The organism is Streptomyces sp. AP-93, from assembly GCF_022808175.1.
Taxonomy (GTDB): Bacteria; Actinomycetota; Actinomycetes; order Streptomycetales; family Streptomycetaceae; genus Streptomyces.
In genome coordinates this window covers 11,439-23,917 of the sequence record NZ_JALGBX010000053.1, presented here as the reverse complement: position 1 = coordinate 23,917, position 12,479 = coordinate 11,439, and the positions used below count along the sequence as shown (strand labels likewise).

The 12,479-nt window shown below is 71.2% G+C and carries 10 protein-coding genes, 1 pseudogene and 1 riboswitch; of the genes and pseudogenes, 5 read left to right on the top strand and 6 right to left on the bottom strand.

What is annotated here, in order from left to right:
• Positions 1 to 72: 72 nt before the first annotated feature.
• Positions 73 to 645: pseudogene (locus MTF69_RS42120) on the bottom strand (EamA family transporter); the annotation flags it as partial.
• Positions 646 to 816: 171 nt separating this feature from the next.
• The gene (locus MTF69_RS42115; protein WP_243342118.1) at positions 817 to 1,779 is read right to left on the bottom strand and encodes a DMT family transporter; all 963 of its coding nucleotides are present in this window, start codon (positions 1,777 to 1,779) and stop codon (positions 817 to 819) included.
• Positions 1,780 to 1,971: 192 nt separating this feature from the next.
• On the opposite strand from MTF69_RS42115, the gene MTF69_RS42110 reads away from it, so the two are divergent.
• Positions 1,972 to 2,400 (top strand): SRPBCC family protein, encoded by a 429-nt coding sequence (locus tag MTF69_RS42110; RefSeq protein ID WP_243342117.1) that lies wholly within the window; start codon positions 1,972 to 1,974, stop codon positions 2,398 to 2,400.
• Between the two features lie 133 nt (positions 2,401 to 2,533).
• Here MTF69_RS42110 and MTF69_RS42105 read toward each other — a convergent pair whose 3' ends face one another.
• The gene (locus MTF69_RS42105) at positions 2,534 to 3,163 is read right to left on the bottom strand and encodes a PadR family transcriptional regulator (RefSeq protein ID WP_243342116.1); all 630 of its coding nucleotides are present in this window, start codon (positions 3,161 to 3,163) and stop codon (positions 2,534 to 2,536) included.
• A gap of 220 nt (positions 3,164 to 3,383) precedes the next feature.
• On the opposite strand from MTF69_RS42105, the gene MTF69_RS42100 reads away from it, so the two are divergent.
• The gene (locus MTF69_RS42100) at positions 3,384 to 4,202 is read left to right on the top strand and encodes a PhzF family phenazine biosynthesis protein (RefSeq protein WP_243342115.1); all 819 of its coding nucleotides are present in this window, start codon (positions 3,384 to 3,386) and stop codon (positions 4,200 to 4,202) included.
• 17 nt (positions 4,203 to 4,219) lie between these two features.
• Here MTF69_RS42100 and MTF69_RS42095 read toward each other — a convergent pair whose 3' ends face one another.
• On the bottom strand, positions 4,220 to 4,963 hold the full coding sequence (locus tag MTF69_RS42095) for a CPBP family intramembrane glutamic endopeptidase (RefSeq protein ID WP_243342120.1): 744 nt from the start codon (positions 4,961 to 4,963) through the stop codon (positions 4,220 to 4,222).
• Between the two features lie 199 nt (positions 4,964 to 5,162).
• A complete protein-coding gene (locus MTF69_RS42090; protein ID WP_243342114.1) occupies positions 5,163 to 6,698 on the bottom strand; it encodes a glutamate-cysteine ligase family protein in 1,536 nt (511 codons plus the stop codon).
• Positions 6,699 to 7,211: 513 nt separating this feature from the next.
• Here MTF69_RS42090 and MTF69_RS42085 point away from each other — a divergent pair.
• Both MTF69_RS42085 and MTF69_RS42080 read left to right on the top strand, forming a co-directional pair.
• Positions 7,212 to 7,832, top strand: coding sequence for a hypothetical protein (locus tag MTF69_RS42085; protein ID WP_243342113.1), 621 nt, complete (start codon positions 7,212 to 7,214; stop codon positions 7,830 to 7,832).
• A 269-nt stretch (positions 7,833 to 8,101) separates the two neighbouring features.
• On the top strand, positions 8,102 to 8,308 hold the full coding sequence (locus tag MTF69_RS42080) for a DUF5999 family protein (protein ID WP_279346915.1): 207 nt from the start codon (positions 8,102 to 8,104) through the stop codon (positions 8,306 to 8,308).
• 116 nt (positions 8,309 to 8,424) lie between these two features.
• Here MTF69_RS42080 and gcvP read toward each other — a convergent pair whose 3' ends face one another.
• The gene (gene gcvP, locus MTF69_RS42075) at positions 8,425 to 11,310 is read right to left on the bottom strand and encodes an aminomethyl-transferring glycine dehydrogenase (RefSeq protein ID WP_243342111.1); all 2,886 of its coding nucleotides are present in this window, start codon (positions 11,308 to 11,310) and stop codon (positions 8,425 to 8,427) included.
• 198 nt (positions 11,311 to 11,508) lie between these two features.
• Positions 11,509 to 11,607: riboswitch (glycine riboswitch) on the bottom strand.
• A 119-nt stretch (positions 11,608 to 11,726) separates the two neighbouring features.
• Between gcvP and MTF69_RS42070 the strand changes: the two genes are divergently transcribed.
• Positions 11,727 to 12,092: a PRC-barrel domain-containing protein gene (locus tag MTF69_RS42070; protein ID WP_243342110.1), complete on the top strand. Its 366-nt coding sequence runs from the start codon at positions 11,727 to 11,729 to the stop codon at positions 12,090 to 12,092.
• Positions 12,093 to 12,479: the final 387 nt, after the last annotated feature.

The following is a 12,479-nucleotide window of genomic DNA, read 5'->3' as shown; positions in this document are numbered from 1 at the left end:
CTCCGTTGCACTGCGTCAGAAATCCTTCAACAGGCTTGCGTGACCTGCGAAAACGCTAACTACCCGGCCTTGGGTCATGGCCCCGTAGCCGGAGGCCGACAGCAGCGCCCAGCCGACGCCGAGCGGCCGCACCTCGCCGCCGCCGCTGCCGAGGACGAGTACGGCCAGCCCGGCCAGCGCCCCGCCGACCGCGAGGATCCCGCCCCGCCCGAGCCGCTCCCCCATCCAGTACCGGGCCCCGAGCGCGATGAGCACGGGCCCGGAGCCGAGGGTGACGACGGTGGCGACGGCGAGGCCGGTCTCGCGCACGGCGGCGAAGTACGCGGACTGGAAGAGGGTGAACAGCAGCCCGGTCCCGATCAGCGACCCCACCGAGGCCCACGCCCGGACGGCGCCCACACGGACGGCGCCCGCACGGACAGCAGCCGCCCCGACGGCTCCGCCCCGCGGGCGACGACGTACGGCGAGTACCGCGAGCAGCACCGCCAGCCCGCCCGCGCACCGCCAGAACGACAGGGCGAGCGGGCCGAGGTCACTGGCGAGGTAGAGCAGCGAGGCCGCCGCCCCCGCCGTACCCCAGGCGGTTCCGGCGATGACGAGGAAGAGCAGGCTGCGCCCGGTGGCGGGCGTTTGGTCCGACTGGATCGACACGAGAGGTCTCCGCGCGTGCGTGAAGGATGAAAGAAGCAGGTCATCGCTTCGCGGGCAGCGCGAATCCGCCCGGGTCACGGCCCGGGCCGGGTTCTCCTACGTGGTGGCAGCCGCCCGCGCTAGGCGGCGGGAGGCGGAAGCACGGTCGTCGGCATGATCGAGAGCCTAGACCTTGCTCGGATCGCGGTCCAGGGCCGCCACCGGCTCCGCGACCCCGGGCGCGGCCTGCCCCCGGGAGGTCTGCGCGATGAAGGCCCCGCCCAGCACCAGCGCGCCGCCGATGATCTGCCAGGTCGAGAGGTGCTCGCCGAGGAGCACCCAGGCCAGTACGGTCGCCACGACCGCCTCCAGACAGGCCACCACGCCCGCGACCTGCGGCGACAGCTTGCGCACGGAGACCACACCGGTCAGGTACGCGAAGACGGTCGCGATCAGCACCACCCAGCCGAGCAGCACCGGCGCGGGCACCATCAGGTCCCCGAGCGCCGCGTCGCCGCCCAGTACCTGCCAGTCCATCTGCCAGGGCCGGGCGATCACGGTCATCACGAGGGTGCCGACGATCATGCCGTACGCGATCATGCCCATCGGGTCGGGAACGTCGTCCCCGTCACTGCCCTGGTCGGCGAAGACGAAGTAGAAGGCCTGACAGCAGGCGGCCGCGAGGCCGAGCAGCACGCCGAACAGGTCGAGGCTGAGCCCGGCCCAGATCTGCACCACACAGGCGAGACCCACGACGGCCACGGCGGCGCCGGCCGCGGCGGCCCGGGTCACGGGCCTGCGCTGCACGAAGCGGATCCAGCCGAGCAGCAGCGCCGGGCCGAGGTACTCCAGCAGCAGGGCCACGCCGACCGGGATCCGGGACAGCGAGGCGAAGTAGAAGGCCTGGACGCCGGCCACGGCGATGAGCCCGAAGCCCGCGAGCAGCAGGGGCTTGCGGCGTACGAGATCGCGATGGCGCCAGGCGAGCGGGGACAGCACGAGCGCCGCCCCGGCCACCCTGAGCCAGACCATGTGGAGCGGATCCAGACCCGCTTCGATCAGCGGCTTCGCCGCCACACCCGAACCACCGAACGCGATCGCCGAAACGAGGGCGAGGCCCAGTCCGGCATGTCTCCCTGACGCTTGCATCCGGACATCATGACAGGACCGGTCAGGAGCGACAGGACCGAGACACCTGTTGAGACGCTCCCGAGACCTGCCCGACACCGACCGGGTCCACGCCTGCCCCACTCCCCGATATCTGACAGGTCGTCAGTCTTGAATGTTGCGTCCGCCGGGACTACCTTCCGCCGCACGTACCTGACGAGAAGGGGTGGTCGCATGGCTGAAGTCACCGCGGAATCACGCATCGAGGCGTCCGCCGCGAAGCTCTGGTCCCAGCTGACCGACTGGGACGCCTACGGCCAGTGGAGCATGACCCACACCAACTTCCCGAAGGGCGGTCCCGAGACCCTCGCGGTGGGCTCCACCTTCGCCGAGAACATGAAGATGATGGGCTTCCCCGCCGAGGTCCTCTGGACGGTCTCAGAGCTGGAGGACGAGCGCGTCTTCGCGATCACGGGCAAGGGCCCGATGGGTGTGGCCGTCCTGACCCGCTACACCCTGGTCCCGGACGGCGGCGCCACCACGGTCCGCATCGACGGCGAGTTCACCGGCGCCGCGGTCTCCCTGATGGCGGGCAAGCTCAAGGACTCGGCCACCGCCGCGCTGAACGAGTCGCTCCGCAAGCTCTCCGGCCTGGTCGCCTGAGCACCACTCCCGGTCGAGCAGGTCCGTACGCACCCACACGCACACCCATGCACACAGGCACACGCGACGGCGCGCCCCGCGAGAGGTCTCGCGGGGCGCGCCGTCGCGTGCGGGAGGTCCCGCCGACCGGGACTCAGTGCTCGTCGGCCAGGATCAGGTAGAGCTTCTTGCGGGCGTCGTTGATGACGACGAGAGCCTTCTCCCGCTGCGCGGGAGTGCCGGTCTTGAAGACCTGCCCGAAGGCCTCCATCAGACCGAAACCGGCCGTCCGGACCTCGTTCATCGCTTCGAAGTCGAACCCTCGCCCGGCTTCCGCCCACGGAGCGTCCGGGCCGGACTCGGCCTCGGTGCGGCCGGCGTCGGTGAGCGTGAACAGCTTCTTGCCGCCCTCGCTCTCACTGGTGATCAGGCCCTCGTCCTCCAGGAGCTGCAGGGTCGGGTAGACCGACCCCGGGCTGGGCTTCCACGCCCCGCCGCTGCGCTCGCCGATCTCCTGGATCATCTCGTAGCCGTGCATGGGCCGGTCGGTGAGCAGCGCCAGGATGGAGGCGCGCACATCACCCCGCCGGGCCCGGCCACGCGGTCCGCCGCGCCCGCCGCGGCCCCCGAAGGGCCCGCCGCCGAAGGGCGGCCCGAACGGCCCGAAGGCGGCGCGGCGCCCCTGGAACTCCTCCCGACGGTCCGGCCCGCAGTGCCCGTGACCCCGTCCGTGCTCATGCCCGTGACCGTGTCCGTGCTGTCCGTGCTGTCCGTGCGAACGCATGACTGCGCTCCTTTCCTCATTCGGCATCCCGATGTCGCTGTTGCGATGTCTCCACTATCACTGACCCATCGCGATGCGTCAACGATATATCGGAAACTCCCTCAACGAACACCTCGGATCCCCTCCTGACCTCCGATACCTCCCCGGCCGGCCCCGACCAGTCCAGTCATCCCGGATTGGCCTTTGCGGGCGGCTCCGCCGCGTCCCTACGGTCGAGGACATGCGCATCCGAATCGTCGACGCCTTCACCGACCGCCCCTTCGGCGGCAACCCCGCCGGGGTCCTGCTCCTCGAAGGCGGGTTCCCCCCGGACGCCTGGCTCCAGCAGGTCGCCGCCGAGGTCAACCTCTCCGAGACCGCCTTCGCCCATCCGCTCCCGCCCGGCGGCGAGGCGGACTGGGCGCTGCGCTGGTTCACCCCGGCCGCCGAGGTCGACATGTGCGGCCACGCGACCCTGGCCACCGCCCACGTCCTGGCCACCAGCGGCCTCGCGACGGGGACGGTCCGCTTCTCTGCACGCTGCGGAATCCTGAAGGTCACGGCCGCCGAGGACGGGACCCTGGTCATGGACTTCCCGACCTCCTCCCTGACCGAGGTCAAGCCGGACGCCGCCGTGGAACGCGCGCTGGGCGCCACGGCCAAGTCGGTCCACGACACCTCCGAGCACATCGGGGACCTCGTGGTGGAGCTGGCCGAAGAGCGGACCGTACGGGAGCTCACGCCGGACCATGCCGCCCTGCGCGGCTACGCCCGGCGCGGGATCATCGTGACCGCGGCGGCCGAGGACCCCTCCCGCGGCTACGACTTCGTCTCGCGCGGCTTCTTCCCCGCCGTGGGCATCGACGAGGACCCGGTCACCGGCAGCGCCCACACCGCGCTGGCCCCCTTCTGGGCGCGGCGGCTGGGCCGCACGGAGCTGGTCGGCCTCCAGGGCGGAGCCCGTACCGGCCTGGTCCGAGTCCGGCTGCTGGGCGACCGTACGCTGCTGATCGGGCGCGCGGTCACGGTCGTCAACGGCGAGCTGCTCAGCGCACCGTGAGCGGCCGGGCGGTGCGCCTACGGGGTGGGCAGCCAGCCCACCTTGCCCGCCAGCAGGGCGTACCCGCCGAAGGCCACGATGTCGAGCAGTGCGTGCGCGACGACCAGCGGCCCCACCCGGCCCCAGCGCCGGTAGGCGAGGACGAAGACCACGCCCATCACCACGTTGCCGATGAACCCGCCGATGCCCTGGTAGAGGTGGTACGAGCCGCGCAGCACGGAGCTGGCGAGCAGCGCGGCCATCGGCGACCAGCCCAGCTGGTCGAGCCGGCGCAGCAGGTAGGCCAGCACGATGACCTCCTCCACCACGGAGTTCTGCACCGCCGAGAGGATCAGCACGGGGAACTTCCACCACACGTCGGGCAGCGCCTCCGGCACCACCGTGAGGTTGAAGCCGGTCGCCCGAGCCCCCAGGTAGAAGGCCAGCCCCGCGCTGCCGATGCCGGCGGCGACGAGCGCGCCCCGGCCCAGGTCCCACGAGGGCCGGCTGCGGTCGAAGCCCAGCACCTTCAGCCCGGGCGCGCCCTCACGGGTCAGCAGGTGCGCGACGAGCAGCACGGGGACGAGGGCGCTCGCGATGCCGAACAGCTGCCAGGCCAGGTCCAGCCAGGGCCGCCCGGGGGCGTACGAGCCGTTGAGCGTGGCGGCCTGGTCCTTGAGCCCGCCCGGCTTGGTCAGCGAGCCGATGAAGCTGATCAGCGCCGAGACGCCGCTCGCGCCCAGGGACAGCGCGAGCACGAGCAGCGTCTCGGAGCGCAGCATCCTGCGCCCGCCCGGGCCCTCGCCGAGTTCGAGCTCCCCGACCACCGGTTCCGGCTCCGTCCGCACGCCCCGCTCCCGTCCCGCCACCGCTGCGACATCTCGGCTGCGACATCTCGCGGGGCGACCCACCCCGATCACCCCATACTGCCTCCTCCACGGGGCAAGGGGATCACCGGGCGGGACCGGGCGGGCCCCGGAATCAGTCCGCGGCCGCCGGTCCGGCCGCCGCCGCGCCACCCCCCAGACCCACCGGCCAGGTGTGCACGGGATCTCCCCGGTGACTCAGCTCGCTGTAGCGGCGCGTGGTCGCGGCCAGCGCCGCGTCCCGCTCCAGCCCGCCCGCGACCGCCCGGTGGTAGGTGTCCACCTGCCAGGTGGCTCCGTTCACCCGGCGCCGGCACCGCTCCTCGATGACGCCGAGGTAGTGGTCCCGGTCGGCTGGCTCGATGCCCCACGCGTCCAGTCCGGCGGCCGCCATCGGCAGCAGTTCCTCCAGCACCAGCCGCACCGCGGGCACGCTCGCCAGTCCACCGCCCCGGCCCCGGCGCGGCCAGCGCAGCCGGGCGTCGATGCCGTAACGGCAGGCCGCGTCGAAGTTGGCCTCCGCCTCCGCGAAGGGCAGCCGGCTCCACACCGGGCGCTGCTCGTCCGCCAGCGTCCGTACCAGCCCGTAGTAGAAGGCCGCGTTGGCGACGACGTCGGCCACCGTCGGGCCGGCGGGCAGGACCCTGTTCTCCACGCGCAGGTGCGGCACCCCGTCGGCGACCCCGTAGACGGGGCGGTTCCAGCGGTACACGGTGCCGTTGTGCAGCACCAGCTCCTGCAGGCTCGGCACCCCGCCCTCGGCGAGCACCCGCAGCGGCTCCTCCTCGTCACAGATCGGCAGCAGGGCCGGGAAGTAGCGGACGTTCTCGGCGAAGAGCTCGTACGCCGAGTCCACCCACCGCTCGCCGAACCAGGTGCGCGGACGCACCCCCTGCGCCTGGAGCTCGGGCGGCCGGGTGTCGGTGGCCTGCTGGAAGAGCGGCGGCCGCGACTCCCGCCACAGCTCCCGCCCGAACAGGAAGGGCGAGTTGGCGCCGACGGCTATCTGTACGGCCGCCACCGCCTGGGCCGCGTTCCACACGTCCGCGAACCGGGCCGGGGTCACCTGCAGGTGCAGTTGTACGGAGGTACAGGCGGCCTCCGGCACGATCGACCCGGAGGTCCAGGTCAGCCGCTCGACCCCGTCGATGTCGAGCGTGAAGTCCTCGCCCCGCATCATCAGGATCTGCTCGTTGAGCAGGGAGTAGCGGTCCACCGCCGAGAGGTTGGCGGTGACCAGGTCGGTGCGGGAGATCGTCGGCAGAATCCCGATCATGACCACCCCGGCGTCGACCTCCTGAGCCTGCCGGTGGGCATAGCCGAGACCCGCGCTCAGTTCTTCGGCGAGCCGGTCGAATACCCGGCCGCCGAGCCGGTGCGGGAGGACGTTCACCTCCAGGTTGAACATTCCCAGTTCGGTCTGGAAATCATTGCTGGCAATACGCTCGAGGACCTGCGCATTCACCATTCTCGGCAACCCGTCGGCACCCGCGAGATTCAGCTCGATCTCCAGCCCCATCATGTTCTTGGGGCGATCGAACCTCTTCTCCTCCAGAAGTCGCTCCAGTACCTCCAGGCACTCGTGAAGCTTCCTCCGGTACCGTTGCCGATCGGACAGGTCGAATCCGCCCGCCACGACCTTCTCCCCCATCGAAGCGTCCCTCCTCGACTGGGCCTGGCCGGTGTGGAATGGATCCACCACCCAGGCGCGCGTTACGGTCGATGATGCCCCGGCGGCGTGATCGATAACGCGGAAGGGGCGTGACTGGCGGGGAGCGCGCGCCGGTTTGGCCGACGGGCGCTTTGGCACATTCACCTGGCAAACGCCTCTGCGCAAATACAGCGTAGACCTTGCCGGTTACCGATAACCGACGCTTTTCAGCCGAGCCCACATCCGGTAACCTCCGAGGTCAGCGCGGAACTTTTGCGCGCACCCGGCACGAATGCCACGTCAGCGGGACCGGTAAGCGCCTTGTCGGCAATAGGCGGGACAGCTAGCCGAAACACTGCGTGAACACATGTCGGATAAACTCCGCATGCGAGGCAGAGAGTTGGCGCGCGGCCATTGCCCCTCAGCCCCCCTCTGACCCCAGAATGCGACAGCGCCGTCCGCACCCCGTACCCGCCCCGTTCCACAGGTCTCCCAAGTGAGAGGCGACCCATCATGCCGCTGCACGTCCCTCCGGCTCCCGCGCCCGCCCTGCGCAGCGTCCTCGCGGCTCTCGGCTCCCCCACCGCCGTCCATGAGGCGCACACCCCGGCCCTGCGCGCCCTCCAGGGGCCGCTGACCGCCGAACTGCCGCTGCCCGTCCACGTACTGGACCGGCTGCACGTCTCCGGCCTGACCGCCGGCGGCAGGCCGCCGCGTACCCGCCTGACCGGCTGGCGGTTCCTGATCCGCAGCGGGGACCGCTACGTCGCGGCGGCCGACACCCGGCTGACCCCGGACGGGTGGGCCTTCTCCCACTTCTTCGAGGGCCCCTACGTCTCCGCCACCGAACGCGCGCTGCGCCAGGCCGAATCGCTCGGCAAGAACTACCAGCCGCGGCTGCTGTCCGTACCGGAGCTGTACATGCTGACCTTGTGGCTGCACGGATCGGTGGGCGCCGACGCCTCCGCCGGACTGCCGGCCGCCGCCGACCTCCTGGTCCCGCTGGCGCCCGCCCCGCCCGGCATCGCCGCGTACCGGCCGCACCCCGTGTCCGAACTGCTGCCCGTACTGACCCATCGGCTCACGCCGACGGCTCCCCCGGCACCGCCCTCCATGGCCGCGCCGGCCGCCTGATCCGGCCCCTGGCCGGATCTGCCCATTCGGCCTAGCCCACTCGGGCCCCCAGCGAACCATCCCAAATGACAGGGGAGTTGACCTGAACCGCCCGCACGGGTGATGCGTCATCAATCTATGAGGACAGCTGCCGGGAAATCCCTCCGGACACTAGGTCGTGGGGGAACACTGGGGACTCTGACCGAGCCAAGTCGTTGATACGGGGGGCGGCCATGACCAACGCATCGAGCCGCAGCACACAGACCACACCGCAGCGAAAGAACGCATCCATGTGCCAGCACAAGCCAGCATGCCCGTCCGCCGACTCCGCCGACCGGGAGGCCGCGCACCCCGTGGCCGTTCACCCGGAACAGGGCTGGAGCCTGCTGTGCAACGGCGTCCTGCTCTTCGAGGACACCGGTGAGCTGCTGCCGGACGGCCAGATCATCGCCCCGCACCGCGCGCTCGCGGCGGCACAGGTGATGAAGGCGGCCTAGCCGACGAAGCAAGCGAAAGGGGCCGGTCCAGGAGAGAACTCCCGGACCGGCCCCTTCGCCACGCCACTCGATCAGTTGTCGATCAGGTGCCGGTGTCAATCAGGTGACGGTGACGATCAGTTGTCGTACTCGTCCAGCGGCGGGCAGGAGCACACCAGGTTCCGGTCGCCGAAGGCACCGTCGATGCGGCGCACCGGCGGCCAGTACTTCTCCGCGGCCGATACCCCGCCCGGGAAGACGGCCTCGTCGCGGGTGTACGGGTGGTTCCACTCGCCGCCCAGCGCCGCCGCCGTGTGCGGGGAGTTGGCCAGCGGGTTGTCGTCCACCGGCCACTCGCCGCCCGCGACCCGCTCGATCTCGGCGCGGATGGCGATCATCGCGTCGCAGAAGCGGTCGATCTCGGCGAGGTCCTCGGACTCCGTCGGCTCGATCATGAGCGTGCCGGCGACCGGGAAGGACATGGTCGGCGCGTGGAACCCGTAGTCGATCAGGCGCTTGGCGATGTCGTCGATGCTCACGCCGGTCGCCTTCGACAGGGGGCGCATGTCGATGATGCACTCGTGCGCGACCAGGTTGCCCGGGCCGGTGTAGAGCACCGGGTAGTGCGGCTCGAGGCGCTTGGCGATGTAGTTGGCGCCGAGCACCGCCACCTGGGTGGCGCGCTTGAGACCCTCGCCGCCCATCAGGCGCACGTACGACCAGGAGATCGGCAGGATGCCGGCCGAGCCCCACGGAGCGGCCGAGATCGGACCGACGCCCGTCTCCGGACCGGCGGTCGGCTGGAGCGGGTGGTTGGGCAGGTACGGGGCCAGGTGCGCCCGGACACCGACCGGGCCGACGCCCGGGCCGCCACCGCCGTGCGGGATGCAGAAGGTCTTGTGCAGGTTCAGGTGCGAGACGTCGCCGCCGAAGTGACCCGGCTTGGCCAGGCCCACCAGGGCGTTGAGGTTGGCGCCGTCCACGTAGACCTGGCCGCCGGCGTCGTGCACCTGGGCGCAGATGTCGGCGACGTGCTCCTCGAACACACCGTGCGTGGAGGGGTACGTGATCATCAGCACGGCGAGCTCGTCGCGGTACTGCTCGATCTTTGCGCGCAGGTCGTCCGCGTCCACCTCGCCGTCGTCGGCGGTCTTGACCACGACCACCTTCATGCCGGCCATCACGGCGCTCGCGGCGTTGGTGCCGTGCGCGGAGGACGGGATGAGGCAGACGGTGCGCTGCTCGTTGCCGTTCGCCCGGTGGTAGGCGCGGACGGCCAGCAGGCCGGCGAGCTCACCCTGGGAGCCGGCGTTCGGCTGAATGGAGACCTTGTCGTAGCCGGTGACCTCGCAGAGACGTTCCTCCAGCTCGGTGATGAGCGTGAGGTACCCCTCGGCCTGCTCGACCGGGGCGAAGGGGTGCAACTGGCCGAATTCCGGCCAGGTGACCGACTCCATCTCGGTGGTCGCGTTGAGCTTCATGGTGCAGGAGCCCAGCGGGATCATGCCGCGGTCCAGCGCGTAGTCCTTGTCCGAGAGCTTGCGCAGGTAGCGCAGCATCGCGGTCTCGGAGCGGTGCTGGTGGAAAACCGGGTGGGTCAGGTACGCGTCCTGGCGCAGCAGCCCCTCGGGAAGCGCGTCGGCCGTGGTGGCGTCGAGCGCCTCCAGATCGGCGGTGACTCCGAAGGCCGCCCACACCGCGGCGACGTCGGCGCGCAGGGTGGTCTCGTCACAGGCGGCGGAGACCAGGTCGGCGTCGACCTGGTGCAGGTTGACCCCGCCCTCGCGCGCCGCGGCCACGACCTCGGCGGCCCGGCCCGGGACCCGCGCCGTGATGGTGTCGAAGTAGGCGCCGTGCACGACCTCGACCCCGCCGGCCGTCAGACCGGCGGCGAGCAGGGCGGCGTAGCGGTGGGTGCGGCGGGCGATCGTCCGCAGCCCGTCCGGGCCGTGGTAGACGGCGTACATGCCGGCCATGACGGCGAGGAGCACCTGCGCGGTGCAGATGTTGCTGGTGGCCTTCTCGCGGCGGATGTGCTGCTCACGGGTCTGCAGCGCCAGGCGGTAGGCCTTGTTGCCGTCCGCGTCCACGGAGACGCCGACGAGGCGGCCGGGCAGCGAGCGGGCGTGCTTGGACTGGACGGCCATGTAGCCGGCATGCGGTCCGCCGAAGCCCATCGGGACGCCGAAGCGCTGGGTGGTGCCGACCGCGATGTCCGCGCCCAGCTCACCCGGCGAGGTCAGCAGGGTCAGGGCGAGCAGGTCGGCGGAGACGGCGACGATGGCGCCGAGCCCGTGCGCCTGCTCGATGACCGGCTTGATCTCCCGCACGGCGCCGGAGGCACCCGGGTACTGCAGGAGCACACCGTAGACGCCGCGCTCGGCGATCTCGGCCGGAATCCCGTCCGACAGGTCCGCGACGACGACCTCGATGCCGATCGGCTCGGCGCGGGTCTCGATCACCGCGATGGTCTGCGGCAGCGCGTCGGCGTCGATGAGGAAGACGTTGCCCTTGGCCTTGCCCACGCGGCGGGCCAGGGTCATGGCCTCGGCGGCCGCCGTGCCCTCGTCGAGCAGGGAGGCGCCGGAGGTCGGCAGGCCGGTCAGCTCGGCGACGACGGTCTGGAAGTTCAGCAGTGCCTCGAGGCGGCCCTGGGAGATCTCCGGCTGGTACGGCGTGTACGCCGTGTACCAGGCCGGGTTCTCCATGACGTTGCGCAGGATCACCGGCGGCGTGAAGGTGCCGTAGTAACCCAGGCCGATCATCGACGACAGGACCTGGTTGCGGTCGGCGAGCTGACGCAGCTCGGCGAGCACCTCGGCCTCGGTCCGCGCCTCGGGCAGGTTCAGCGCGGCGGTGGTCTTGATCACATCCGGCACCGCGGCGGCGGTGAGCTCGTCGAGGGAGCCGTAGCCCACCTGAGCGAGCATCTTCGCCTGCGCCTCGGCATCCGGGCCGATGTGGCGCTGCTCGAAGGGGATGCCTCGCTCCAGCTGGGAGAGCGAAATGCGGTTGGCGGTCATGTACGGAGGCCTCCTGGTCGTACGACCTGCGAGGGGCACCACGGCGCGGGCACCCGGACGGCCTCCCCCTCTGTCATCACAACCTGAGAGCTTCACCGGGCCGCGTGGGGATCGCCCACGAGATCCGGCTTTCACCGTCGGTGAGGAGAGGTACCGGCACTGCGCGCCCGGTACCCGCACCTGCTTTCCAGAGTGGCCTCACCACGTGCGGTACGTATGCCTGAGAGATTCCGGGGAGGATTTGCTCCTTCGGCGCCTCCGTCTCACTCACTCGGAGGACTCTCCCGCACAGGGTCAACAGCCGTCACCCAGCCTACCAGCGAGGATCTGCGGACCTCCCTCGAGTGGCCCCCTCTCCAGAAATGCACTTTTGTAGTGCTTACGGAGGATTTGCGCCCAGATGGAGGGACCGGACCGTGCAGACCGACATCGATCCCCGCAGCCTGATCGGCCGCAAGGCGTTCGACCGCAATGGCACCAAGATCGGCACCGTCGACGAGGTCTACCTCGACGACGCCACGGGCGTCCCGGAATGGGCCGCCGTACGCACCGGACTCTTCAGCCGGGACGCCTTCGTCCCGCTGGAGCCCAGCGAGATGGTGGGCGACACCCTGCGCGTGCCCTTCGAGCGCTCCCTCATCAAGGACGCCCCCGACTTCGGCGTCGGCCGCCACCTCTCCCCCGAACAGGAGCTGCAGCTCTACCACCACTACGGCCTGGACCTGACCCTCCCGTCCGACTTCCAGCACGACCTCGGCCACAAGACCCCCGACACCCCCTAACCCCGCCCGCTGCCCACCAACCAACCGGGGCAGCGGGCCACACCACCCACACCCGCCCACGGCAAGGCACACCAGACGCCGTACCTAGGGGGCAGGCAGCGCGCCCCCAGTGACAGCGACGGCCGACACCCGCCGGCGGCAGCGAACAGCGAGGGCAGACACCTGCCGACAGCGACAGCCAGCGCCAAGCCCCGACAGCGACAGCGACAGCGGGCGGCAGCAAAAGCGGCAGCGGGCGGCGGCAGCGGGCGGCGGCAGCGGCAGCGGGCAGGCGGCAGCGGGCGGCGGCAGCGGCAGCGGGCGGGCGGCAGCAGCGGCAGCGGCAGCGGCAGCGGCAGCGGCAGCGGCAGCGGCAGCGGCAGCGGCAGCGGCAGCGGCAGCGGCAGC